The following is a 22,208-nucleotide window of genomic DNA, read 5'->3' as shown; positions in this document are numbered from 1 at the left end:
TGTCGAGCTGAACGCCAACATACCCACGATAGCCGGGAATTCAGACGAGCGTGACCGACATGAAATCTACGAATTCTCTTAGTATTAATTCGGGAACGAGCAGCAGGCGATGATCAGTGGAGCCGCCGCGAGGCCCGCCGCCGCGATCGTGAGCAGTCCGCGCAGCACCGGATGTCCGGCGGCCTGCGGAGTGAGGATGCGCCGCATGCGGAGCGCCGCCGAGGGGCCGCCCGCCGCGAACGCCTCGCGCGGTGCCTTTCCGGAGGCGAGCGCGTAGAGCGCGGTGGCGAGCGCGTCGCGCGAGCAGCGGCGCAACGCCCGGTCGTCCGCGGCCATTTCGAGGAGCAGGGGTACCGCGGCGCCGCCGTGCCGGGCGAGCGGGAGGTGCGGGAAGACGCCGGCGAACGACTCCGTCGCCGCGACGAGCAGATGGTGCCGCCCGGAGATGTGCGCCCGCTCGTGCGCGAGCGCCGCGTCCAGTTGCGGGGCGGTGAGGGTGGTGAGCGCCCCGGAGGAGACCACGACCCGGCGCGAGCGGCCCGGCAGGCAGTAGACGGCCGGCCGCTCGTGGTCCAGGACGGTGGCGCCGAGCGTCGCGTCGTACCGCCCGACGAGCCGCAGGGTCGCGGCATGACGACGCCGGCTCCGCCGGGCCCTGAGCAGGGCGCGGGCGAAGCCGGCGACGGGTGCGGCGAGCACGGCGAGGGCGACGGCGAAGGCCGCCCACTCCCGCTCCGAAAGGTGCGACCACTCCTCGTAGGGCGGGAGTTGGAGCGCGAAGAGGGCGTCGCTCAGCCGGTGGCCGGTCCGGCTCGGCAGGACGAGCTGGGCGGAGAGGAGGGCGGCCGAGCCGGCGAACAGCGCCCCGCTCGCCGCCCACACCGTGAGCGCGAGCCGTGGCACCTGCTGTGCCCAGCGGGCCCGGACGAGCAGCCAGGGCACCAGGAAGCCGGTACAGAGGATGATTCCGAGCGGGGGCAGGGTGTGGTGGTTCATCGCGCCACGCCGTATCCGCCGTATCCGCCGGCTCCGCCGTCCTCGCCGCCGGGTGCGCGCCGGGCGGTGCGCAGGGCCGCGTCGAGGGCGGCCATGTCCTCGTCGGAGATGGTCTCCACGAAGCGCAGCAGCGCGGCCGGCCGGTCCTGGCTGTCGCCGAGCGCGTCCTGCATGAGCCCGGCGGTGTACTCCTCGCGGCTGCGGACCGGTTCGTACAGCCAGGCGCGCCCCGATTTCTCGCGGCGCAGCCAGCCCTTGCGGTGGAGTATGTCGGCGACGGTCATCACCGTCGTGTACGCGACCGGGCGTCCCCGGTTGATGTCGTCGACGATTTCGCGGACCGTCGCGGGCCGCTGCCAGGCCCACAGCCGGTCCATGATCTCGGCCTCCAGCTCTCCCAGCCGGCGCACGTGCATCCCCTCCCCGCTCACGGGCGGCTCATCGTACGGGCCGCCGATCCTGCTCAGGTATACCCCCCAGGGGTACGATGTCAGGATGACGACCTCTATGGCGAACCGCCCCTGCGCGAAGGTCTGTGGCCCCGGTCTGCCCGGTTCGATGGAACTGGTGCTCCTCCGTCAGGTGCTCGGCCTGTGTCTTCGGCTGAGCGTCCGGCTGACCGCGGACTGCCCTTCGCGCAAGGGCGGCTGATTCCCTGTTCAGTTGTCTTCGACGCGAGTCCGTCAGATCCGGTTCTGATCGGCTTTCGGGGCCGGGCCGAAAGGCCCGGCCCCGAAGACTTTTCGTCAGGTGCGGATCAGGCGGGCGATCGCCTTGGACGCCTCGCCGACCTTGACCTTGGCCTGGTCTCCGCCGGCCTCGATGGCCTCCGTGACGCAGCAGCTGAGGTGCTCGTCCAGGAGGGCCACCGCGCAGGACTGCAGCGCCGCGTTGATGGCGGAGACCTGGGTCAGGACGTCGATGCAGTAGACGTCCTCGTCGACCATCCGCTGCACCCCCCGGACCTGGCCCTCGATGCGGCGCAGGCGTCTGATGATGTCTTCCTTGTGCTGTACGTAACCGGCCACGGCGGCCTCCTTGTTTCGGACAGTTACAGCAGGCGGTGGTGGACGGGCGGTTACCTGTCGGCGGCCTGGAAGCCCCGGAGGCGCAGGCTGTTGCCGACCACGAAGACCGAGGAGAAGGCCATCGCGGCACCGGCGATCATCGGGTTGAGCAGTCCGGCCGCGGCGAGCGGCAGGGCGGCCACGTTGTAGGCGAAGGCCCAGAAGAGGTTCGAGCGGATGGTGCCGAGGGTCTTGCGGGAGAGCCGGATGGCGTCGGCCGCGGCCCGCAGGTCGCCCCGTACGAGGGTCAGGTCGCCGGCCTCGATGGCCGCGTCCGTACCGGTGCCCATCGCCAGGCCCAGGTCGGCCTGGGCGAGCGCGGCGGCGTCGTTGACACCGTCGCCGACCATGGCGACCGAACGTCCCTCGCCCTGCAGTCGCTTGACCACGTCCACCTTGTCCTGCGGCATGACCTCGGCGATGACCTCGTCGATGCCGACCTCGGCGGCGACGGCCTCGGCGACCGCCTTGTTGTCACCGGTGAGCAGGATCGGGGTGAGGCCGAGGGCGCGCAGCCGCCGGATGGCCTCGGGGCTGGTCTCCTTGATCGCGTCGGCGACCTCCAGGACCGCGCGGGCCTGGCCGTCCCAGGCGACCGCGATGGCGGTCTTGCCGGCCTTCTCGGCCGCTTCCTTGGCGGCCTTGAGGGAGGGGGTGAGCTCCATGGCCCACTCCTGGAGCAGCTTCTCGCGGCCGACGAGGACGGCGTGGCCCTCGACGACGCCCTGGACGCCGAGTCCGGGGATGTTGGCGAAGTCCTCGGGGGTGGGCAGGGTGCCGACCCTGGCGGCGGCGCCGGTGGCGACGGCCTGGGCGATCGGGTGCTCGGAGGAGTGCTCCAGGGCGCCGGCGAGGCGCAGCACGTCGGTCTCGTCCGTGCCGGCGGCGGTGTGGACCTTGATCAGGGTCATCCGGCCGGTGGTGACGGTGCCGGTCTTGTCCAGGACGATGGTGTCGACCTTGCGGGTGGTCTCCAGGACCTCGGGGCCCTTGATCAGGATGCCGAGCTGGGCGCCGCGGCCGGTGCCGACCATGAGGGCGGTCGGGGTGGCGAGGCCGAGGGCGCACGGGCAGGCGATGATCAGGACGGCGACGGCCGCGGTGAAGGCGGAGGTCAGCTCCTGCCCCGTACCCAGCCAGAAGCCGAGGGTGCCGAGCGAGAGCGCGATGACGATCGGCACGAAGACCGCGGAGATCTTGTCGGCGAGGCGCTGTGCGGCCGCCTTGCCGTTCTGGGCGTCCTCGACGAGCTTGGCCATGCGGGCGAGCTGGGTGTCGGCGCCGACGCGGGTGGCCTCGACGACGAGCCGGCCGCCGGCGTTCAGGGTGGCGCCGGTGACGGCGTCGCCGACGGAGACCTCGACGGGCACGGACTCGCCGGTGAGCATCGAGGCGTCGACGGCCGAGGAGCCCTCGACGACGATGCCGTCGGTCGCGATCTTCTCGCCCGGGCGGACCAGGAAGCGGTCGCCGACCTGGAGTTCGGCGGTCGGCACGGTGACCTCGCGCCCGTCGCGCAGGACCGTGACCTCCTTGGCGCCGAGCTGCATCAGCGCCTTGAGCGCGGCGCCCGCCTTGCGCTTCGAGCGGGCCTCGAAGTAGCGGCCGGCCAGGATGAAGGCGGTGACGCCGGCGGCGGCCTCCAGGTAGATGTTCCCGGCGCCGTCGGTGCGGGCGATGGTGAACTCGAAGGCGTGCGTCATGCCGGGCGTGCCGGCGGTGCCGAAGAACAGGGCCCACAGCGACCACAGGAACGCGGCGATGGTGCCGACCGAGATCAGCGTGTCCATCGTCGCGGCGCCGTGCTTCGCGTTGGTCCAGGCTGCCTTGTGGAAGGGCCAGGCGGCGTAGGTGACGACCGGGGCGGTGAGCGTGAGGCTCAGCCACTGCCAGTACTCGATCTGCAGGGCCGGGACCATCGCCATCGCGATGACCGGCACGGCGAGCGCGACGGCGGTGGTCAGGCGCTGGCGCAGCGGGCGCAGCTCCTCGTCGGCCTTCTCCTCGTCGGAGGGGCCCTCGGGGGCTCCGGCGGCGGCCGGGCGCTCGGGCTCGGGCTCCTTGGCGGTGTAGCCGGTGGCCTCGACGGTGGCGATGAGGTCGGCGACGTCGATGTCGGCGTCGAAGGTGACCTTCGCCTTCTCGGTCGCGTAGTTGACGGTGGCCTCGACCCCGTCCATGCGGTTGAGCTTCTTCTCGATGCGGGCCGCGCACGAGGCGCAGGTCATGCCGCCGATGGCGAGCTCGACCTGGGCGGTGCCCGGAGTGGTCGTGGTCATTTCCTGCTCCTCGGTGTAGCGGGGTTCGGGGGCCGGGGCCCGGGCGTGGTGGGCGAGCCCCGGCGGCCGGTTGACGCGGCTGCCTGAAGCGGCCGGGTCGGTCAGGCGCGGCCGGTCAGCTCGTAGCCCGCGTCGTCGACCGCCGCGGTGATGGCGGCCTCGTCGGGCTCGCCGCCGGTGACGACGGTGACCTTGCCGGCGGCGACGTCGACGTCGACGGAGATGACGCCGTCGAGGGCGCTGACGGAGTTGGTGATCGCGGTCTTGCAGTGGCCGCAGGTCATGCCGGAGACGGCGTACACCGTGGTGGTGGTGTCGGCGACGGCGGTGGTCGTCGAGATCTCGACGGTGTTGGTGGAGCAGCTGTTGTCGGGGGTGCAGCAGGAACCCATGTCGTCCTCCATCAGGCGGGGCCTTCGGATACCCTCGGGGGGTATCGGTTACGAGATATGTATACCCCCCGGTGGTATCTCACGCAAGTGCCGACCCGACTTGACTTGATACCCCCCAGGGGTATGGTGAAGTGCAGTTGAGGCCGCAGTTGAGGCCGCAGTTGAGATCCACGACTGACCCAGCCACCCATGTACGGGAGAGCAGCCATGAACACCGGAGTGAAGATCACTGCCTTTGCCGCCGCGCTCGCCGCGACCTTCGGGACCGCGTACGGGGTCGGCAAGGGCGTCGGCCCGATCGGCGAGCCGGCGAAGTCGGAGCACAGCGGCCACGCGGAGGCCACGCCCGAGGGTGGCGGCCACGGCGGCCACGAGGGCCACGCGGAGGCGGCGAACGCGCCCGCGGCCGGCGGCCTCCAGGTCTCCGAGAACGGCTACACCCTCGCGCTCGACACCCCGACCCCCAAGGTCGGCAGGAGCACGCTGAAGTTCTCGATCAAGGACGCGAACGGCAGGAAGGTCACCGCGTTCACCACGGAGCACGGCAAGGAGCTCCACTTCATCGTCGCCTCGCGCGACCTCACCGTCTTCCGCCACCTCCACCCGGTCAGGGCCGCCGACGGCACCTGGTCGGTCGACGCGGACCTGCCGGCGGCGGGCGCGTACAAGGCCTTCGCCGACTTCAAGCCGGCCGCGGCGGGCGCCAAGGGCGTCACGCTGGGCGCGGACCTGTCGGTGCCGGGGGCGTACGCGCCGAAGCCGCTGCCGCCGGTCGCGCCGGTCGCCGACGTCGACGGCTACCAGGTCCGCCTCGGCGGCACGCTCGACCCGGGCAAGGCGGGCGAGCTGCGGCTCACGGTCACCAAGGCGGGCAAGCCGGTGACGGACCTCCAGCCGTACCTGGGCGCGTACGGACACCTGGTCGCGCTGCGCGAGGGCGACCTGGCGTACCTGCACGTGCACCCGAACGAGGGCGGCCCGGGCCCGGACGTCTCGTTCACGGCGACGGCGCCGAGCACCGGCACGTACCGGCTGTTCCTCGACTTCCAGCACGAGGGGAAGGTGCGGACGGCGGCGTTCACCGTGCGGACGGGCGCGGCGGCTCCCGGCGCCGCGCCCTCGGCCGACACCTCTGGCGCGGGACACGATGCGGGAGGCCACGCGCACGGCTAGTCTTGGCCACAGTCAGTGGACTAGACCTTTCGGCCTCTGGGGGCCGGCCGTGCGATCCGTGGAGGAATGGGCTCGATGAGCAACCGTGCAGTGCTGGAGGTGATCGCCCTCGACGAGGCGGACGCGGTCGCCGCCCAGGCCGGTGGGGCGGACCGCCTGGAGCTGGTCACCGACATGGCGGCGGACGGGCTCACCCCGTCCACGACCGGCTTCGCGGCGATCCGCGCCGCGGTGGACATCCCGCTGCGCGTGATGCTGAGGCTGACGGACGGTTTCGCGGCCGGCGACATCGAGGCGCTGGTGGCCCGGGCGTCGGAGCTGCGGGCGGCGGGCGCGGATGAGTTCGTCCTGGGCTTCCTGACGCCCGACGGCGACGCGGACCTGGTGGCGGTCGAGCGCCTGACGGCCGTCCTGGAAGGCTGCCGCTGGACCTTTCACCGCGCCATCGACCGCGCCGCCGACCGCGACGCCCTCCGCAAGCAGCTCGCCGACCTCCCGGGCCTCGACACCTACCTCACCGCCGGCGCCGCCACCGGCGTCGACGACGGCCTCCCCGTCCTGGCCGCGGAGGCCGCCCGCGCGGGCGAGCCCGGCTACGAACCCCGGATCCTCGTCGGCGGCGGCCTCCGCCTCGACCACCTCCCCGCCCTGCGCGCCGCCGGCCTCACCGCCTTCCACATCGGCGGCGCCGCCCGCCCCCAGGGCTGGACGGCACCGGTGTCGGCGGACGCCGTACGGACCTGGCGCGAGGCGATCGACGCGTAGCCGCCCACGGCGGGCCGTCAGCGGCCGGCGGCGTCGAGCAGCAGCTCGCGCAGGGCCGTCGCGGTCTCCGAGGGCTCGGCAGGGGTGAGGACGACCTGGTCGGCGGTGGTCGAGGGGCCGGCGAGCGGGATGACGCGCAGGCCCGGCGGCTGGTGGTCGAGAGCGGACTCCACCGTGATGCCGATGCCCGTACCCGCGGCGACATGCGCGGCGATGGCGTGCACGCTGTCGGCGGTCCTGATGATGCGCAGGTCGGCGCCGCCGATCCGGAAGGCGGACAGGAGCCGGTCGCACAGGCCGCTGTTGATCTGGTGCGGCCAGGTGAGCAGCTCGGCGGTGGACAGCTCGGCGGCGCTCAGCTCGGCGTGACCGGCCAGCGGATGGGCCGCGGGGACGAGCGCCACGAACCGCTCGGTCGACAGCACCCGCGCCCGTACGCCGGTGACGTCGCCCGTCGCCCAGCCGATGCCGAGACCGACCGTCTCCGCGCGCAGGGCGGTGAGCTGGGCCGTGGTCGGCATCGCCTCCGGCACGACCGTCACGCCGGGAAAGCGGTCGCGCAGCCGCGGCAGGCAGCGCAACAGCAGCTGCTGGTCGGTGTATTCGGCGTGCGCGACGACGAGCGTGGCGCCGGTGTGGTCACCGGCCGCGAGCGAGCGTCCGCGCTGCTGGAAGCGGCGCAGCTGGGCCAGGGCGGCGTGCGCGTCGGGCAGCAGCGCCGTGCCGAGCTCGGTCAGTGCCACGCGGCGGCTGGTGCGGTGGAACAACCGCCCGCCCAGGCTGCTTTCGAGCCGTCTCACGGCGTCGCTGACGGTGGGCTGCCCACGGTGCAGCCGCGCGGCGGCGCGGCCGAAGTGGAGCTCTTCCGCGACCGCGACGAAGGCTTCGAGCTCCATCAGTTCCATCCTGTCCACGGGCTCAGGCTAGTGCGATCGATCGGTGTGACCGATCGCTGCGGTCCGGAGATCGGCGTTGATGCCTGGTCGTGCCCGGGCTGAGATGGCTGGGCAAGCAAGGCCTTCCCAGCCTTTCCAGCGATCGGAAGCAGCGAAGAGACATGACAGCCATTGAAGTTGAGCGTGGCGACCACGACGCCCCGACGGCCACGGTGACGGTGGTCTACCACTCGGTCCACGGACACACCCGGGTCCTCGCCGAGCACCTCGCCGACGGGGCGCGGCAGGTGCCGGGCACCCGGGTGCACCTCGTCGAGATCCGGGCCGAGGACGTCACCGCCGGCCGCTGGCACGACGCGGAGGCGCTGGCGCTGCTCGACCGCTCCGACGCGATCGTCCTCGGCTGCCCGACCCTGATGGGCAGCGTGTCGGCGGTGTTCAAGGCGTTCATGGAGGCGGCCTTCACCCCGTTCGTCACCCAGGCGTGGAAGGACAAGCTGGCCGGCGGCTTCACGATGTCCGCCTCGCAGAGCGGCGACAAGCTGGCCGTACTGGAACAACTGGCGGTCTTCGCGGCCCAGTTGGGAATGCAGTGGATCGGCGTCGGCGACATGCCCGGCAACAACTGGAGCGGCGGCTCCCGCGACGACGTCAACCGCCTGGGCTCCTGGCTGGGCCTGATGAGCCAGAGCCACGCCGACCAGGGCCCGGAACACGCCGGCTCCCGCGGCGACCTGATCACCGCCGAGCGGTACGGCGAGCGCATCGCCCGCCTCACCCAGCGCTGGGTCAACGCCGTCCCGTACGACACCCCGCGCATGACCGAACACGAGGCCCGCGCCCTGTCGGCGTCTCTCAGGGAGCCGGCCGACGCCTGACACGGGCCCCGGGTGACTTACGGGGCCGGCTTCCACTCCTGGGCGAGGAGCCCGAGCAGCACCTCGTCCAGGATCTCGCCCGGCATCCAGGCCGAGGAGCGAGCGGGCCTCAGGCCGCCGCCGCTCTGCAGTCGGCGCACATCGGCTTCTCGTCGTACGTCCGGATCGCCCGCTCGCAGCCGTCACAACTCACCAGCGGCGGCCGCGCGGGAGGCGTCGGCTCGGGCGTCTCCGGCACTTCGGCGGGCAGTGGTGGCGGCAGCATGGCGTCGAGCCGGTACGCGAGGAAGCGGGCCGGCTGGTGAATGGGCACGTGCTCGGGCGGCAGCGCGGCCGTCAGCGTCCGCGTGACCTGGTCGGGCCGCACTCCCTGTCCGAGCCACTTGTCGACGCTCGGCGCCAGCTCGCGCACGTCCCGCCAGGACAGCAGCAGGCGCGGGTCGACGGTGCGCAACCGCGCCAGAACGGCGGTGGCGACCTCGGAGGCGGGCGGTGGCGGTGGCGTCGACGGAGGCTTTACGGGCGCGGGCGCGGGCTTCTCTCGTACGGGTGCGGGCGCGGTGGCGTCGGAACCAGCCGCCCCCGGCCGGTCGTACGAGATCACCCGGGTGGCGAACCGGCCGCCCCCGAGCGCCACCCGCCGCCGCTCCAAGTACCCGGCTGCGACCAGCTCGTTGAGCGCGCGCCGTACGGTGGTCTCGCCTTCCCGGAAGCGCAGCGTGAGCCGCTTCACGGTCACGTCGGCGCCGTCGGGAGCGACTGGATGTACACGCCGATGCCGATCGCCGCGGCGGACAGCTTCGGGTGCTGGGCGAGGTGATTGCCGACGACGGTGAACCGGTCGCGGTGCCGGTGTCGTACGCGGATCACTCCTGCGCGTGGCGCGTCGGCGGGGATGTCGAACGGAACGGGATGCGCGGACACGGCCGCGTTAGACTGCGGATCAGCCATCTGGAAGCTTCGCTCTTCCTGATCGGTAGGCCCTCGTCAGGATTGCCGTCCTGCCGGGGGCCGAGTTGCATATGCCGTTGTTGCGGCCGACCGTACCGCATCCGTCCGCGTTCCGGACGATCTGTCACCCGATCGTGTATTCAACCCGGTTGGGCCATGAAGAGGCCCCACGACGGGGGACGGAGGGGGTGGGTTGGGAAGGTTCTCTCCCGACGTCCTTACAGGGCGTCGAGCAAGACCGGGGCGTGGCGGGCCGCGCCCCGGAGACTCAGCGCAGGAAGGTCCGCCGCCACTCCAGCGGCGACATCGTCAGCGCCGCCTCGGCCAGCTCCCGCGCGGACGCCGTCTTCAGGCTGCTCAGCGACGTGTCGATCCAGTCCTGGACCAGCGTGTTCCCCTGCGCCCGGTACTCCACGGCCTGCACCAGACACTCCAGCTTGTCCGCGTCCCGCGCCACGACCGCCTCGGGCGACTCCTTCGCCTCGTACTCCTCGACCACCCGCTGCACTCCGTCCCGCACGGCCGGATGCGCGGCGGAGACCTGGTCGGCGGTGACGGTCTGGTTGGTGGCGGCGTCGATGTAGCGACGGCCGATGTGCGGGATGTCGCCGATCCGTGTCTCCTGCGTGTCGTGGAACAGGCACATCAGCGCGACCCGCGCCGGATCCACTCCCTCCATCATGGCCAGTACGGCACCGATGATCCCCACGCGGAACGAGTGCTCGGCGATCGACTCGGGGTTGTTGTTCCCGGTGAACCACCATCCGGTGCGCTTGGCGTTCTTGAGCACACCCATCTCGAAGAGGAACCCGGCCGTGCCTTCGGCGTACGCGCTGTCGTCTGCCATGCGGTGACCTCCGGTGTCGGGTGCCATCACGCACCGCCGGTCCGCAGCATAGGGCGCCCGCGCTCGTAGACCTCGCGGGCATACGCGTTGCCGAGGTGTGGGCGGAGTGCGGCGAGCATGATGCGGACACGGTCGTCGCAGCGGCCGGACTGGACGTGCGGGTAGTCGTCCAGGACGTGGTGCCAGTCGGCGCACGCCTCCTCCAGACGGCCGATCTGCAGCTTCCGTTCCGCGAGCATCGCGTTGTAGCGCACCCGGGTGCGGCGGTAGGTCGGTTCACGCAGACGGTCGGCCAGTTCCAGCGACTCGATGCCTCCGGCTATGTCGCCGAGCTCGTAACGCACCTGTCCGACGTGGTAGTTGAGAGTCGAAGGATCGTACGAGCCGAACGCCTTCGCCCTCGATTCGGCTTTGGCCATCGCCTGCTCCGCCTCCTTGATGCGGAGCAGCGCGCCCGTCCGGTCTCCCGACTGCGCGGCGGCGTGCGCCTGCTGCCCTGCGAGGAACGCGAGCATGCGCGGGCCGGCCTGTGGCGAGGCGGCGGCAGCGGCGTCGGCCAGACGCAGGGCGAGGGCGCCGTGGCCGAGGTCGACGGCCTGCACGCTCATGCCCCGCAGGGTGGTGCAGTAGGTCAGGTGGTCGCCCGCCGACCCGGCGAGTTCGAGCGCCTTGGTGTAGTAGCGCTGGGCCAGGCCGTCCTTTCGTTCGTCCATCGCCATGTAGCCGGTCAGGTAGCAGTGATCGGCTGCCGCCGTGCGGAGGGCGTTCTTCACCTCGTCGGAGGCCGTCGCCCGTAGCGCCGGGACGATGGTGTTCACGAGGAAGGCCGCGGCCATCGGGCGTGCCATTCGCCCACCGAACTTGTCGTCGAGATGGCTCACGTGCTCAGTCATCGCGATGACCGCCTCGACCTCGGCCCGCCCGATCCGCGTGTGCGGATCGGCCCGCACCTTCTCGAGCCGGTCCCGCACGTCCGGCCACCCGGGAATCACCGCAGCGGCCGAGAACAGCCCCGCGCCGAGCACGCCCCTGCGTGATGGATCCATGTCCGCACTCCCGAGGTCGACCAGCCCAGCCACCGTATCCGGCGTGTCGTCCGACGGGTCGGGGGATGTCGCGAAGCCTGCCGCATACCCGCTGATGGGCCGACCGAGCTTGCGCGCGAGGGCTTCGAGAATCAGCGGCCGGACCGGCTTCCTCGGCATGCTGCCAGCGATCCAGTGCGGTACGGCGGACTCGTCGTACCCGAACGGGATACCGACCTCGGTGCCCACGCGAGCGATGGCGCGGATGAACTGTCCGCGCGACCATCCGGTCTCCTCGAAGAGCGCCGCCAGCGAGGTGTTCGGTGTGCGTGACGTCATGGCGCCCCCTGAACTTTCACGGCTTTCACGGTCCCGTGCCGCTTCAACGGTACTCACGTTCCGTGCCGATCGGTTCACTGAGCATCACTTATCTGAAGGGAGCCACGCATGACCATCCCCGATCCACCACCCGGCGCCCCGAGCCGCGCCCTCCGCCTCCGGGCGGCCGCGGGCTGGGAGCGGTTCATGCGCCGCGCCGAGGCGCAGGCCGCGTACCAGGTCGGGTCGGACGGGTACGAGCAGCACCCGCTGTTGCGCACACGCGTCCGCGACACCGCCAGCGGGGCGGAGGGCGAGCTCACTGCCGTCACGCACCAACTGCACGGCGACGGCCGGGTGGTCCGCATCGCGCACATCCGGGCCGGGAACGGCGTCGAGTGGACGGCCGCGGCCGACAACATCCAGGCGGCCCACCAGCCGACCGGCACACACGATGAACGCGGCGGAAGCACCGGTAGCGCATGACCGCGCACGGTGTCACACCTTGGCTGGACGAACCCGGATGCCGTCTTCGCCGGGCACGGTGACGGCGGGGAGAAGGCCGGGAGAGCCGCGTGAACGGCGCCGCAAACTCCGTCGCGGTGCGGCCCTCGCCGTCGTTAGCCTCCCGTGCATGCAGCAGACCCTCATCCACACCGCGCTCGTACGCCGCCTCGTCGCCGCCCAGTTCCCCCAGTGGGCCGATCTGGAGGTCCGGGAGGTCGCCTCCGCCGGGACCGACAACGCGATGTTCCGGCTCGGGGACGGGCTCGTCGTGCGGCTGCCGAAGGCGGAGTGGGCCGCCGGGCAGGTGGAGAAGGAGGGGCGGTGGCTGCCGCGGCTGGCCGCGGGGTTGCCGCTGGAGGTGCCGGTGCCCGTGGGGGTCGGGGTGGCGGGGGAGGTGTTCGGGCTGGCGTGGGGCGTGTACGAGTGGCTGGACGGGGCCGACGCGTACGAGGCACCCGTACGGGATCTGGCGCACGCGGCCGTCGCGCTCGGGCGGTTCGGGGTGGCGCTGCGGGCGGCGGACGCGGCCGGGGCGCCGGTGTCGTTCCGGGGCGGGCCGGTGACCGCGTGGGAGGACGGGGCCATGGCGGGGGCGCTGCGCGACCTCGGCTCCGCGCAGGCGTCCGCCGCCTGGGAGGAGGTGCTGGCCCTGCCGCAGTGGGAGGGCGAGCCGGTGTGGGTGCACGGCGACCTGCTGCCCGGCAATCTGCTCACCCGTGACGGCCGGCTCAGCGCCGTCATCGACTTCGGCGGCCTCGGCACCGGCGACCCGGCCTGCGACATGATGGCCGGCTGGACCCTCCTCACCCCCGAGACCCGCCCGCTCTTCCGCGAGGCGGCCCAAGTCGACGACGCGACCTGGGCCCGCGGCCGGGGCTGGGCGCTGTGCTGGGGCATCGTGACCGAGCACTACTACCGGGAGAAGAACCCGGTGCTGGCAGCCGTCGCACACCGCGCCTGGAGCGAGGCGCTGCCGGAGTACGACACCGTGTGAGGGACCGGCGCGTGCGCGGGGGCGCGCGACCCGGCCGCCGGTGATCCCGGCAGGTCCGTCCGGCGGGTTCGCACGGTCGTGTCCGGGGGGCATGTGTCACGGGGACCCCATCAGCCCCGCTACTCGCAGGAGCCACTCGTGTCCCGTCCCCGCCCCGGCCTCCGACCCTTCCTCGAGCGCCTCGCGCCGCCCGCCGCGGCGCTCGCGCTGCTCCTGTCGACCGGTTCGGCCGCCGCCGCCGCGCCTCGCGGCTACGACCGGTGCCCCAGCGGGCACTTCTGCCTGTTCAGCGAGTACGACGGCAACGGCGCCATCGCGACCTTCCGCTTCGGCAGCCCCAACCTCGCCCTGCAGAACTTCGACGACCTGGGCCTCTCGTACGCCAACAACACCGACAGCGTGTGGTGCACCTACGGCGACTACAACTACAGCAAGGAGCAGCTGTACGGCTCGTGGGAGGCGAACACCGCGGACAGCCTCGGCGAGCTGCACTCCTTCGTCAGCTCGGTGCGCAAGGGGGAATGCTGACGGCGGTCCGTCCCCCCGCGGACTCCTCAGCCCAGCTGTTCCGGCAGGTCCGACGCGTGCACCACCGTCAGGCCCGAGACCGCACGGGTCAGCGCCACGTACAGCCGTCGCAGCCCCGTGCGCTCGTCCGGCTCGCCGTCCACCACCGCCGCCGGCTCGTCCAGGACCACGTAGTCGTACTCCAGGCCCTTCGCGAGCGACGCCGGGACGAGCGTGAGGCGCGACTCGGCCGTGGTCTCCTCGCCCGGGGAGAGGTACGCGAGGCCCGCCGCGTCCAGGGCCGCCGCCAGCGGGGCGATGCGGGCGTCGGCGGCGATCAGGCCGATGGAGCCCTCGTGGCGCAGGGACTCCACGCACGCGGCCACCACGTCCGCGTCGAGGTCCTCCGTACGCCGGATGATCAGCGAACCCGGGTTCTCCCGCACCGACCTCACCTCCGCGAGCCCCGGCGACATGTGCGGCAGCAGCCGCGACGCGTACGCGATCACCTCGCGCGGCACGCGGAAGCCCGCCGTCAGCTCCTCGACGTGCGCCTCCGGCTTGCCCAGGTGCGTGAGGGCCTGCGCCCAGCTCTCCGTCGCCCACGGGGTGGTGCCCTGCGCGAGGTCGCCGAGGACCGTCGCCGAGCCGGTCGAGCAGCGCCGGCCCACCGCGCGGTACTGCATCGGCGACAGGTCCTGGGCCTCGTCGACGACGACGTGGCCGAGCGAGTGCGTCCGCTCGATCAGGTCCCGGGCCTCGTCGATGAGGACCGCGTCCGCCGCCGACCACTTCGCCGACTTCACGCTGCGGTACGGCTTGGCCCACAGCAGCGCCTTCTGCTCGTCCTCGTCGAGGATCCCGGCGGCGTGCTCGGCCAGGAAGTCGGCGTCGCCGAGCAGCCGCAGCACCAGCTTGGCCGGGTCGACGGCCGGCCAGCACTCCTTCACCACGGCCTTCACGGCCGCGTTGCGCGCGACCGCGTTCTGGACCCGGTCGTCCGGGGCCTCGCCGGCCTGCTCCATCCGTACGAGCACGGCATGCGCGACGCGCTGCGGCAGGGCCTCGCGGGCCGCGCCGTAGCGGATGTCACGGTCGGTCAACTCCCGGACGATCTCCTCGATCTCGTACGCCGGGACGCGCCAGCGCCGCGAACCGCGCACCACCATCAGCGGCTCCGTCGGCAGCGTCACGTGCGACCACACCGCGCGCCGCAGCACCTCCGCCATCCGGGCGTCGCCCTTGACGACGGCGGTGGCCGCCTCGTCCGTACCGCGCACCTCGACGTGGGCGACGAGGTCGTCGACCGTCGCCTGCTGCACCTCCAGCTCGCCGAGGGCGGGCAGCACCTGCTCGATGTAGTGGAGGAAGGAACGGTTCGGCCCGATGACGAGGGTGCCGGTGCGGGCGAGGCGCTCGCGGTGCGCGTAGAGGAGGTACGCGACGCGGTGCAGGCCGACGGCGGTCTTTCCGGTGCCGGGGCCGCCCTGCACGCACACCGTGCCGGACAGGTCGGACCGGACGATCTCGTCCTGCTCGGGCTGGATCGTCGCCACGATGTCGCGCATGGGGCCGACGCGCGGTCGCTCGATCTCCGCCTGGAGCAGGCGGCTGGTCTGTTCCAGCTCGGCGGGGTCGGAGAGGTGCTCGTCCTCGTACGCGGTGAGGTCGCCGCCCGTGTAGCCGAAGCGGCGGCGCAGGCCGACGTCCTGCGGGTCCTTCTTCGACGCCCGGTAGAACGGCTGCGAGACCGGCGCACGCCAGTCGATCACCATCGGGTCGCCGTCGGCGTCGTGGACGTGCCGGCGGCCGATGTAGAACCGCTGGCCTTCCTGGGTGGTGTGCAGGTAGTCGAGCCGGCCGAAGAAGAGCGGCGTGTCGGCGAGGTCGGCGAGCGCCTTGATGCGGTCCTCGATCTGGCGGGTGAGGATGACCGCGTTCACCCAGTTCGCGGTGACGTCCTTGATGTCGAGCGACTCCACGTCCTCGCGCATCGCCCGCAGGGCGGCGCGGGAGGCGCTGAGGTGCGCGCGCTCGCGCGCGAGGAAGTCGTCGGGGACGTCTGCGGACATGGTGAAGCCTCCGGGTCGGGTACGCGGACACGTCGAGGTGGCCGCCGGTTTCCGACCGGACGGCGGCGCTCCACGCACGGAGTCGTGCACGGGAGGCGGGGAAGCTGGCGAGTGTAATGCCGGGCGGGGGCCGGGGGCGAATGATTTTCACCCCCGCGGGTCCGGGCCGCGGCGGGGGTGAGCGGCCTGCCCCCGCCCCGCGCCCTCGCGCCCCCGCGGGTGCCGGGCGCGGCCGGGGCGAGGGGCCGGTCCCGGCCGCCCCCGCCCCGCCCCGCTCACGTCACTCGCTCGTGAGCAGCTCGCTCGCGTCCACGATCCGGTACGCGTATCCCTGCTCCGCCAGGAACCGCTGGCGGTGGGCCGCGAAGTCCTGGTCGATGGTGTCGCGGGCGACCACCGAGTAGAAGTGGGCCTGGTGGCCGTCGGCCTTCGGGCGCAGGACGCGGCCGAGGCGCTGGGCCTCCTCCTGGCGGGAGCCGAAGGTGCCGGAGACCTGGATGGCGACGGTGGCCTCGGGCAGGTCGATGGAGAAGTTGGCGACCTTGGACACGACGAGGACGTTGAGCTCGCCGTTGCGGAAGGCGTCGAAGAGCTTCTCGCGCTGCGCGTTCGAGGTCTCGCCCTTGATCACCGGGGCGTCGAGGTGGGCGCCGAGCTCGTCGAGCTGGTCGATGTACTGGCCGATGACCAGGATCTGCTGCCCGGCGAACTTCTTCACCAGGGCCTCGGTGACCTTCCGCTTGGTCGCCGTCGTGGCGCAGAAGCGGTACTTCTCCTCCGCCTCGGCCGTCGCGTACGCGAGCCGCTCGGAGTCGGTCAGGTCGACCCGTACCTCGACGCAGTCGGCGGGCGCGATGTAGCCCTGTGCCTCGATCTCCTTCCACGGCGCGTCGAAGCGCTTCGGGCCGATGAGGGAGAAGACGTCGGACTCGCGGCCGTCCTCGCGGACGAGCGTCGCCGTGAGGCCGAGGCGGCGGCGGGCCTGGAGGTCGGCGGTGAACTTGAAGACGGGCGCCGGCAGCAGGTGCACCTCGTCGTAGACGATCAGGCCCCAGTCGCGGGAGTCGAAGAGCTCCAGGTGCGGGTAGATGCCCTTCCGCTTGGTGGTGAGGACCTGGTACGTGGCGATGGTGACCGGGCGGATCTCCTTCTTCGCGCCGCTGTACTCGCCGATCTCGTCCTCGGTGAGCGAGGTCCGCTTCACCAGCTCGTGCTTCCACTGGCGGGCGGAGACGGTGTTCGTGACGAGGATCAGCGTGGTCGCCTTGGCCTTGGCCATCGCACCGGCACCGACCAGCGTCTTGCCCGCGCCGCAGGGCAGCACGACGACGCCGGAGCCGCCGTGCCAGAAGCCCTCGACGGCCTGCTGCTGGTACGGGCGCAGGCTCCAGCCGTCCTCGGCGAGGTCGATCCGGTGCGCCTCGCCGTCCACGTAACCGGCGAGGTCCTCGGCCGGCCAGCCCAGCTTGAGCAGCGTCTGCTTGATCTGGCCGCGCTCGGAGGGGTGCACGGCCACGGTGTCGGCGTCGATCCGCTCGCCGACCAGCGGCTGGACCTTCTTCGACCGCAGGATCTCCTCGAGGACCGGGCGGTCGGTGGTGGTGAGGACGAGCCCGTGGGTGGGGTGCTTGCTGAGCGTGAGGCGGCCGTAGCGCGCCATGGTCTCGGCGACGTCCACGAGCAGGGCGTGCGGGACGGGGTAGCGGGAGTACTCCACCAGAGCGTCCACGACCTGCTCGGCGTCGTGCCCGGCCGCCCGCGCGTTCCACAGCCCGAGCGGCGTCACCCGGTACGTGTGGATGTGCTCCGGCGCCCGCTCCAGCTCGGCGAACGCCGCGATCGCCCGCCGGCAGGCGTCGGCCTGCTCGTGGTCGACCTCCAGGAGGAGCGTCTTGTCGCTTTGAACGATGAGTGGACCATTCACGTGCTGTGGATCCCCTTCCGTGCGGCCAAACATCCAGTCTGCCGCATCGGGCGCCGGTACGGGGCGGGGTATGGGATGCTCGTAAGACAGCTGTCATACGTGTACGGCTTCGCGTACGCGTGGTACGAGTGCGAGGTGAGCCATGGCTGGACGTTCGGCCGAGTCGGCAGGCACCCCTGCCCAGGTCAGGCTGTCCCGGCAGGACTGGGCGGACCTTCGGGAGACCATGGCCATACTGCGCCTGGAATCCACGTCGGACGCCTTGCGGGAGGCCATCCGTCTGCTGCACCGGGAGGCGCGACAGATCGAGGCGGCCCGGAACATCGCGCGCTTCTACGGCGAGGGCGGAGCCCCGCGCCCCCTCCTCGACGAGCTGGTCACCGAGGCGGACCTCGCGGCGGCCGACGCGGCGGAGTTCTAGGCGTGGTGACAGTGCCGATGCCCCCGCTGCGGGGGCAGGTGTGGGTCTGCGCCTTTCCGCAGCCGATCGGCCCCCATCCCGTCGTCGTGCTGACGGCCAACCGGATCTCCCGCCGTCTGTCGGGGATCACCGTCGCTCTGGTCACGGGCACGTCGGGGCCCGCCGAGACCCATGTCGCAGTCGGCCCGGAGGGCGGGCTGAAGAAGTACGTGGAGTCGTACGTCGACTGCACCGAGCTGCACACGGTCGGCAAACCGCGCCTGCGCCGCATGCTCGGCCTGCTCGCGCCCTCCGAGCTCGCCGCGGTCGAGGCGCGGGTGCGGGTCGTGCTCGAACTGGACTGAGGTTCAACGCTCGGAAGCCCGGCCGGAGCTCACCCCGCCGTCGTCCGCACCAGCGCGTTGTGTCCGATCGCGTTGTGCACCGTGAAGCTCACCGCGTCCGGGCGGTAGCGGTCGTCCGACCACTCCACCGGGCGGCCGTCGTGGGTGGTGGTCACGCGGCGGACGCGCAGGAGGGGGCTGGTGCGGCGGACGGTGAGGAGGGTGGCGTCCTGGGCGCCGGCGGCGATCGCGTCGATGACGTGCTCGCCGTGGGCGAAGACGAGGCCCGTGTCGTCGTAGAGGCGCTGGGTGACCGAGGCGCAGTCGGGGTCTATGGCGGCGACGGCGGGGGAGATCCAGTCGGCGTAGACGCTGCGTTCGACGAGGACCGGTTCGCCGTCCAGGCCGCGCACGCGCAGGACGCCCAACACCGGAGTGCCGACGGGGAGTTGGAGGCGGGATGCGTCCTCGGCGGTGGCCGGGTGGTACTCCTGGCTGATGACCTGGCCGGTGGCGGTGCGGCCCATCGCCTGGGCCCACTGGGCGAAGCTGCGCAGTTCGGCGAAGCTCTGGCTGCGGCGGCCGGCCAGGACGACGCGGCGGGCGCCCTGGCGGGAGCCGATGAGGCCCTCGGCGGTGAGGGCGGCGACGGCCTGGCGGACGGTGCCGCGGGAGACGCCGTACTGGGCGGCGAGTTCCGCCTCGGAGGGCAGCCGGGAGCCGACCGCGTACTCCTCGCGCTGGATCGCGCGCCGCAGCTCGGCGGCGATCTGCTCGTGACGGGCCGTCATGAACCCTCCTGGTGCTGTGTGCAGGGACAGCAGCGTAAACGACGGTTTCGCCCGTACTCCACTGGCTGAAAAGCGCCGCCAATGTGCAGGGAATCGCGGGCCACCGTTCCGTCCCCGTTCACTTTCACGACACCGACTCCGGGCGTACTGAAGCCAACTTGTTCAGACAAGTTGATCCCCCGACCTCCCTGGAGAAGCTCGTGTCCGTCCCCGCGACCCTCCCGAGAAAGGCCGCCCTCGGCGGCTCCCTCGCCCTCGTCGCCGCGCTCGCCCTCACCGCCTGCGGCGCCGCCCCCGAGAACGGCACCACCACCCCCGACGGCAAGAACGCCGCCACCGCCACCTCCGCCGCCGACCTCGGCGGCATGGACGCGCTCGTCACCGCGGCCAAGAAGGAGGGCACGCTGCACGCCATCGCGCTGCCCCGCGACTGGGCCAACTACGGCGCGATCATCGACGGGTTCCAGAAGAAGTACGGCATCAAGGTGGAGGTCGAGAACCCCGACGCCTCCAGCCAGGACGAGATCAACGCCGTCACCTCCCGCAAGGGCCAGGACCGCGCCCCCGACGTCCTCGACCTCGGCAGCTCCTTCGCGCTGAGCGGCGCCCAGCAGGGCCTGTTCGCCCCGTACAAGGTCGCGAACTACGCGGACATCCCCGAGGGCCAGAAGGACGCGCAGGCCCGCTGGTACAACGACTACGGCGGCTACGTCTCCATCGGCTGCGACGCCGGGCGCGTCAAGAACTGCCCCACCACCTTCAAGGACCTCCTCAAGCCGGAGTACAAGGGCCAGGTCGCCCTCAACGGCAACCCCACCAAGTCCGGCTCCGCCTTCGCCGGCGTCTACGCGGCCTCCCTCGCCCAGGGCGGCTCCTTCGACGACATCCAGCCCGGCCTCGACTTCTTCGCCCAGCTGAAGAAGAACGGCAACTACACGCCCGTCGAGTCCACCCCGGCCACCGTCGAGAAGGGCGAGACGCCCATCTCCATCGACTGGGACTACCTCAACGCCGGTTACGCCCAGGAGTTCAAGACCAAGGGCCTCGACTGGAAGGTCGCCGTCCCCACCGACGGCCGCTACGCCATGTACTACTCGCAGGCGATCAACAAGGACGCCCCGCACCCGGCGGCCGCCCGCCTGTGGCAGGAGTACGTCTACAGCGCCGAGGGCCAGAACCTGTGGCTCAAGGGCTTCGCCCGTCCGGCCCTGATGCCCGCCATGGACAAGGCCGGCACCCTCGACAAGGACGCCTCCCTGAAGCTGCCCGCCGTCTCCGGCGTCCCGTCCTTCCCGACCGAGGCCCAGCAGGCCAAGGCCAAGACGACCCTCGCGCAGGGCTGGGGCAAGGCCGTCTCCGGATGACCAGTGACACCCTCGCGGTGACCGCCGCCGCCGGGCCCACCGGGGCCCGGCGGCGGGGCCGCCGGGCCCCCGCCTGGCTCGCCGCCGTCCCGCTGCTCGCCTTCGTCGCGATCGCCTTCGGCATCCCCGCCGTGGCCATGCTCGGCGGCGCCCTCACCGTCGACGACCCGGCCACCGGCGCGAGCTCGTACGGTACGGGGAACCTGGCCGCCTCCCTCCAGGGCGCGTACCTCACCGCCCTGCTCGGCAGCGTCAAGCTCTCCGCGACCGCCGCCGGGCTGGCCGCCCTGCTCGGCCTGCCGCTCGCCCAGGCCATCGTGTCGTCCGGCTCCCGTGCCCTGCGCGAGGCCGTGCTGACCGCCTCCGGCGTGCTCGCGAACTTCGGCGGCGTCCCGCTCGCCTTTGCGTTCGTCGCCACCCTCGGCAACTCCGGCGTCCTCACCGTGCACCTGGGCCTCGCCGACAAGGGCTGGAGCCTCTACAGCTTCTGGGGCCTGGTCCTGGTCTACCTGTACTTCCTGATCCCGCTCATGGTGCTCACCATCACCCCGGCGCTCGACGGCCTGCGCACCCAGTGGCGCGAGGCCGCCCGCAACAACGGCGCCACCGCCTTCCAGTACTGGCGCCACGTGGCCCTGCCGGTGCTGCTGCCCAGCCTGCTCGGCGGTCTCGTGCTGCTCTTCGGCAGCGCCTTCGCCGCGTACGCCACCGCCGCCGCGATGGTCGGCAGCGCCGTCCCGCTGGTCACCCTGCAGATCTCCGACGCCATCTCCGGCAACGTCCTCGTCGGCCAGGAGAACGTGGCGCTCGCCCTCAGCGTCGACATGGTCGTCATCGCCGGGCTCGTCATGGCGGTCTATCTGCCCCTGCAACGCCGGAGCACCCGATGGCTCGCCTGAACCGTACGAACAACGCGTGGCGGCCGCTGGTCCTCGGACTCGCCGGTCTCTACTTCCTGGTGCCGCTCGCCGCCTCGGTGATCTTCACCGTCGACGTGCCCGGCCAGGGCGTCACCTTCGACGCGTACACGAAGATCGTCACCACCGAGGGCTTCACCACCAGCCTGCTGCTCTCGCTCGGGCTGGCCGCGGTCACCATCGTCGTCGTGCTGCTCCTGATGGTCCCCGCCATGGTCGCCCTGCGGCTCGGCGCGCCCCGGCTGAAGCCCGTCGTCGAGGCGGTCTGCTCGCTGCCGCTGGTGGTGCCGCCGATCGCGTTCGTCGCCGCCATCGGCACGGTCCTGAAGTGGGGCCCGGAGCACCTCTCCCGCACGCCGCTCTTCCAGACCTTCGTGGCGCTGCAGAACCCCGACTTCCCCGTCGTGCTCGTCCTCGCGTACGTGGTGATGGCGCTGCCCTTCGTCTACCGCGCGCTCGACGCGGGCCTCCGGGCCGTCGACGTCCGCACCCTCGTCGAGGCCGCCCGCAGCTGCGGCGCGAACCGGTCCCAGGCGCTCGTCAGGGCCGTCCTGCCCAACCTGCGCGGCGCGCTGATGAACGCCTGCTTCCTCACCCTGGCCCTGGTCCTAGGCGAGTACACGGTCGCCCAGCTGCTCGGCTTCCGGCCGTTCGCCGTGTGGATCGTGAACATCAGCGGCTCCCAGGCCCAGATGTCCGTGGCCGTCTCCGTCCTCAGCCTCCTGGTCACCTGGGTGCTGCTCCTGGCCCTCTCCGGGGCCGGCGGACGCTCCCCGCGGACCCGTAACACCAAGGGATAAC

Annotated in this window: 25 protein-coding genes and 1 pseudogene; 12 read left to right on the top strand and 14 right to left on the bottom strand. The window is 72.1% G+C overall.

The window, feature by feature from the left end; all coding sequences use genetic code 11:
• Window positions 1-84: 84 nt before the first annotated feature.
• Together ACWEV0_RS18995 and ACWEV0_RS18990 are read right to left on the bottom strand one after the other, a co-directional pair.
• A complete protein-coding gene (locus tag ACWEV0_RS18995; RefSeq protein WP_453150447.1) occupies window positions 85-996 on the bottom strand; it encodes a M56 family metallopeptidase in 912 nt (303 codons plus the stop codon).
• On the bottom strand, window positions 993-1,406 hold the full coding sequence (locus ACWEV0_RS18990) for a BlaI/MecI/CopY family transcriptional regulator (protein WP_453150462.1): 414 nt from the start codon (window positions 1,404-1,406) through the stop codon (window positions 993-995). Before ACWEV0_RS18990 ends, ACWEV0_RS18995 begins: the two co-directional genes overlap by 4 nt.
• 85 nt (window positions 1,407-1,491) lie before the next feature.
• Between ACWEV0_RS18990 and ACWEV0_RS18985 the strand changes: the two genes are divergently transcribed.
• Window positions 1,492-1,647, top strand: a complete 156-nt coding sequence (locus tag ACWEV0_RS18985) for a hypothetical protein (RefSeq protein WP_453150446.1) — start codon at window positions 1,492-1,494, stop codon at window positions 1,645-1,647.
• Window positions 1,648-1,742: 95 nt separating this feature from the next.
• Here the strand turns inward: ACWEV0_RS18985 and ACWEV0_RS18980 are convergent, their stop codons facing one another.
• The 3 genes from ACWEV0_RS18980 to ACWEV0_RS18970 form a co-directional block, all read right to left on the bottom strand.
• Complete coding sequence (locus ACWEV0_RS18980) at window positions 1,743-2,024, bottom strand: metal-sensitive transcriptional regulator (RefSeq protein ID WP_128981368.1); 282 nt, start codon at window positions 2,022-2,024, stop codon at window positions 1,743-1,745.
• 50 nt (window positions 2,025-2,074) lie between these two features.
• On the bottom strand, window positions 2,075-4,342 hold the full coding sequence (locus tag ACWEV0_RS18975) for a heavy metal translocating P-type ATPase (protein ID WP_453150445.1): 2,268 nt from the start codon (window positions 4,340-4,342) through the stop codon (window positions 2,075-2,077).
• A 101-nt stretch (window positions 4,343-4,443) separates the two neighbouring features.
• Entirely contained in the window at window positions 4,444-4,734 is a 291-nt protein-coding gene (locus tag ACWEV0_RS18970) for a heavy-metal-associated domain-containing protein (protein WP_453150461.1), read from the bottom strand.
• Between the two features lie 207 nt (window positions 4,735-4,941).
• Between ACWEV0_RS18970 and ACWEV0_RS18965 the strand changes: the two genes are divergently transcribed.
• The gene (locus tag ACWEV0_RS18965; RefSeq protein ID WP_453150444.1) at window positions 4,942-5,907 is read left to right on the top strand and encodes a hypothetical protein; all 966 of its coding nucleotides are present in this window, start codon (window positions 4,942-4,944) and stop codon (window positions 5,905-5,907) included.
• 75 nt (window positions 5,908-5,982) lie between these two features.
• Window positions 5,983-6,672 (top strand): copper homeostasis protein CutC, encoded by a 690-nt coding sequence (locus ACWEV0_RS18960; protein WP_453150443.1) that lies wholly within the window; start codon window positions 5,983-5,985, stop codon window positions 6,670-6,672.
• 17 nt (window positions 6,673-6,689) lie between these two features.
• On the opposite strand, the gene ACWEV0_RS18955 is transcribed toward ACWEV0_RS18960, so the two are convergent.
• Complete coding sequence (locus ACWEV0_RS18955; protein ID WP_453150460.1) at window positions 6,690-7,577, bottom strand: LysR substrate-binding domain-containing protein; 888 nt, start codon at window positions 7,575-7,577, stop codon at window positions 6,690-6,692.
• A 152-nt stretch (window positions 7,578-7,729) separates the two neighbouring features.
• Between ACWEV0_RS18955 and ACWEV0_RS18950 the strand changes: the two genes are divergently transcribed.
• Window positions 7,730-8,446 carry a flavodoxin family protein gene (locus ACWEV0_RS18950; protein WP_453150442.1) on the top strand — a complete coding sequence of 239 codons (717 nt, stop codon included), beginning with the start codon at window positions 7,730-7,732 and terminating at the stop codon, window positions 8,444-8,446.
• A 17-nt stretch (window positions 8,447-8,463) separates the two neighbouring features.
• Here ACWEV0_RS18950 and ACWEV0_RS18945 read toward each other — a convergent pair.
• From ACWEV0_RS18945 to ACWEV0_RS18925, 5 genes and pseudogenes are all read right to left on the bottom strand, one after another.
• A pseudogene (locus ACWEV0_RS18945) lies at window positions 8,464-8,550 on the bottom strand (GNAT family N-acetyltransferase); the annotation flags it as partial.
• Between the two features lie 5 nt (window positions 8,551-8,555).
• Window positions 8,556-9,185: a helix-turn-helix domain-containing protein gene (locus tag ACWEV0_RS18940; RefSeq protein ID WP_453150441.1), complete on the bottom strand. Its 630-nt coding sequence runs from the start codon at window positions 9,183-9,185 to the stop codon at window positions 8,556-8,558.
• A complete protein-coding gene (locus tag ACWEV0_RS18935; protein ID WP_453150440.1) occupies window positions 9,182-9,397 on the bottom strand; it encodes a hypothetical protein in 216 nt (71 codons plus the stop codon). Before ACWEV0_RS18935 ends, ACWEV0_RS18940 begins: the two co-directional genes overlap by 4 nt.
• Window positions 9,398-9,665: 268 nt before the next feature.
• Window positions 9,666-10,244: an HD domain-containing protein gene (locus ACWEV0_RS18930; RefSeq protein ID WP_453150439.1), complete on the bottom strand. Its 579-nt coding sequence runs from the start codon at window positions 10,242-10,244 to the stop codon at window positions 9,666-9,668.
• Between the two features lie 26 nt (window positions 10,245-10,270).
• Window positions 10,271-11,608 (bottom strand): tetratricopeptide repeat protein, encoded by a 1,338-nt coding sequence (locus ACWEV0_RS18925; RefSeq protein WP_453150438.1) that lies wholly within the window; start codon window positions 11,606-11,608, stop codon window positions 10,271-10,273.
• Between the two features lie 108 nt (window positions 11,609-11,716).
• Between ACWEV0_RS18925 and ACWEV0_RS18920 the strand changes: the two genes are divergently transcribed.
• The 3 genes from ACWEV0_RS18920 (at window position 11,717) to ACWEV0_RS18910 (ending at window position 13,616) form a co-directional block, all read left to right on the top strand.
• Complete coding sequence (locus tag ACWEV0_RS18920) at window positions 11,717-12,073, top strand: hypothetical protein (protein WP_453150437.1); 357 nt, start codon at window positions 11,717-11,719, stop codon at window positions 12,071-12,073.
• A gap of 148 nt (window positions 12,074-12,221) precedes the next feature.
• Window positions 12,222-13,088: an aminoglycoside phosphotransferase family protein gene (locus tag ACWEV0_RS18915; protein ID WP_453150436.1), complete on the top strand. Its 867-nt coding sequence runs from the start codon at window positions 12,222-12,224 to the stop codon at window positions 13,086-13,088.
• A 138-nt stretch (window positions 13,089-13,226) separates the two neighbouring features.
• Window positions 13,227-13,616 (top strand): peptidase inhibitor family I36 protein, encoded by a 390-nt coding sequence (locus ACWEV0_RS18910; RefSeq protein ID WP_453150435.1) that lies wholly within the window; start codon window positions 13,227-13,229, stop codon window positions 13,614-13,616.
• A gap of 26 nt (window positions 13,617-13,642) precedes the next feature.
• On the opposite strand, the gene ACWEV0_RS18905 is transcribed toward ACWEV0_RS18910, so the two are convergent.
• Window positions 13,643-15,667, bottom strand: coding sequence for a HelD family protein (locus tag ACWEV0_RS18905; protein WP_453150434.1), 2,025 nt, complete (start codon window positions 15,665-15,667; stop codon window positions 13,643-13,645).
• Window positions 15,668-15,947: 280 nt separating this feature from the next.
• Complete coding sequence (locus ACWEV0_RS18900) at window positions 15,948-17,591, bottom strand: DNA repair helicase XPB (RefSeq protein ID WP_453150433.1); 1,644 nt, start codon at window positions 17,589-17,591, stop codon at window positions 15,948-15,950.
• Window positions 17,592-17,733: 142 nt separating this feature from the next.
• On the opposite strand from ACWEV0_RS18900, the gene ACWEV0_RS18895 reads away from it, so the two are divergent.
• Window positions 17,734-18,012: a hypothetical protein gene (locus ACWEV0_RS18895; protein WP_403799471.1), complete on the top strand. Its 279-nt coding sequence runs from the start codon at window positions 17,734-17,736 to the stop codon at window positions 18,010-18,012.
• Window positions 18,013-18,014: 2 nt separating this feature from the next.
• Window positions 18,015-18,356 (top strand): type II toxin-antitoxin system PemK/MazF family toxin, encoded by a 342-nt coding sequence (locus ACWEV0_RS18890; protein ID WP_453150432.1) that lies wholly within the window; start codon window positions 18,015-18,017, stop codon window positions 18,354-18,356.
• A gap of 29 nt (window positions 18,357-18,385) precedes the next feature.
• Here ACWEV0_RS18890 and ACWEV0_RS18885 read toward each other — a convergent pair whose 3' ends face one another.
• Window positions 18,386-19,126: a GntR family transcriptional regulator gene (locus ACWEV0_RS18885; protein WP_453150431.1), complete on the bottom strand. Its 741-nt coding sequence runs from the start codon at window positions 19,124-19,126 to the stop codon at window positions 18,386-18,388.
• A gap of 200 nt (window positions 19,127-19,326) precedes the next feature.
• Here ACWEV0_RS18885 and ACWEV0_RS18880 point away from each other — a divergent pair, with 200 nt between their 5' ends.
• The 3 genes from ACWEV0_RS18880 to ACWEV0_RS18870 are packed head-to-tail and all read left to right on the top strand — an operon-like array spanning window position 19,327 to window position 22,207.
• Window positions 19,327-20,490 (top strand): ABC transporter substrate-binding protein, encoded by a 1,164-nt coding sequence (locus tag ACWEV0_RS18880; protein ID WP_453150430.1) that lies wholly within the window; start codon window positions 19,327-19,329, stop codon window positions 20,488-20,490.
• Window positions 20,487-21,389, top strand: a complete 903-nt coding sequence (locus ACWEV0_RS18875) for an ABC transporter permease (protein WP_453150429.1) — start codon at window positions 20,487-20,489, stop codon at window positions 21,387-21,389. Before ACWEV0_RS18880 ends, ACWEV0_RS18875 begins: the two co-directional genes overlap by 4 nt.
• Window positions 21,377-22,207 carry an ABC transporter permease gene (locus ACWEV0_RS18870; RefSeq protein ID WP_453150428.1) on the top strand — a complete coding sequence of 277 codons (831 nt, stop codon included), beginning with the start codon at window positions 21,377-21,379 and terminating at the stop codon, window positions 22,205-22,207. Before ACWEV0_RS18875 ends, ACWEV0_RS18870 begins: the two co-directional genes overlap by 13 nt.
• Window position 22,208: the final 1 nt, after the last annotated feature.

This window comes from Streptomyces sp. NPDC003943 (assembly GCF_053605265.1).
The sequence above is the reverse complement of the archived record's forward strand: the minus strand, read 5'-3'. Positions and strand labels throughout refer to the sequence as shown.

What these genes read in the sequence shown, in the direction of transcription:
- ACWEV0_RS18970 (WP_453150461.1), bottom strand. Translation starts at nt 4,734, where the DNA reads ATGGGTTCCTGCTGCACCCCCGACAACAGCTGCTCCACCAACACCGTC.
- ACWEV0_RS18935 (WP_453150440.1), bottom strand. Translation starts at nt 9,397, where the DNA reads ATGGCTGATCCGCAGTCTAACGCGGCCGTGTCCGCGCATCCCGTTCCG.
- ACWEV0_RS18915 (WP_453150436.1), top strand. Translation starts at nt 12,222, where the DNA reads ATGCAGCAGACCCTCATCCACACCGCGCTCGTACGCCGCCTCGTCGCC.
- ACWEV0_RS18985 (WP_453150446.1), top strand. Translation starts at nt 1,492, where the DNA reads ATGACGACCTCTATGGCGAACCGCCCCTGCGCGAAGGTCTGTGGCCCC.
- ACWEV0_RS18895 (WP_403799471.1), top strand. Translation starts at nt 17,734, where the DNA reads ATGGCTGGACGTTCGGCCGAGTCGGCAGGCACCCCTGCCCAGGTCAGG.
- ACWEV0_RS18930 (WP_453150439.1), bottom strand. Translation starts at nt 10,244, where the DNA reads ATGGCAGACGACAGCGCGTACGCCGAAGGCACGGCCGGGTTCCTCTTC.
- ACWEV0_RS18885 (WP_453150431.1), bottom strand. Translation starts at nt 19,126, where the DNA reads ATGACGGCCCGTCACGAGCAGATCGCCGCCGAGCTGCGGCGCGCGATC.
- ACWEV0_RS18955 (WP_453150460.1), bottom strand. Translation starts at nt 7,577, where the DNA reads ATGGAACTGATGGAGCTCGAAGCCTTCGTCGCGGTCGCGGAAGAGCTC.
- ACWEV0_RS18965 (WP_453150444.1), top strand. Translation starts at nt 4,942, where the DNA reads ATGAACACCGGAGTGAAGATCACTGCCTTTGCCGCCGCGCTCGCCGCG.
- ACWEV0_RS18975 (WP_453150445.1), bottom strand. Translation starts at nt 4,342, where the DNA reads ATGACCACGACCACTCCGGGCACCGCCCAGGTCGAGCTCGCCATCGGC.
- ACWEV0_RS18960 (WP_453150443.1), top strand. Translation starts at nt 5,983, where the DNA reads ATGAGCAACCGTGCAGTGCTGGAGGTGATCGCCCTCGACGAGGCGGAC.
- ACWEV0_RS18920 (WP_453150437.1), top strand. Translation starts at nt 11,717, where the DNA reads ATGACCATCCCCGATCCACCACCCGGCGCCCCGAGCCGCGCCCTCCGC.
- ACWEV0_RS18870 (WP_453150428.1), top strand. Translation starts at nt 21,377, where the DNA reads ATGGCTCGCCTGAACCGTACGAACAACGCGTGGCGGCCGCTGGTCCTC.
- ACWEV0_RS18925 (WP_453150438.1), bottom strand. Translation starts at nt 11,608, where the DNA reads ATGACGTCACGCACACCGAACACCTCGCTGGCGGCGCTCTTCGAGGAG.
- ACWEV0_RS18875 (WP_453150429.1), top strand. Translation starts at nt 20,487, where the DNA reads ATGACCAGTGACACCCTCGCGGTGACCGCCGCCGCCGGGCCCACCGGG.
- ACWEV0_RS18950 (WP_453150442.1), top strand. Translation starts at nt 7,730, where the DNA reads ATGACAGCCATTGAAGTTGAGCGTGGCGACCACGACGCCCCGACGGCC.
- ACWEV0_RS18995 (WP_453150447.1), bottom strand. Translation starts at nt 996, where the DNA reads ATGAACCACCACACCCTGCCCCCGCTCGGAATCATCCTCTGTACCGGC.
- ACWEV0_RS18905 (WP_453150434.1), bottom strand. Translation starts at nt 15,667, where the DNA reads ATGTCCGCAGACGTCCCCGACGACTTCCTCGCGCGCGAGCGCGCGCAC.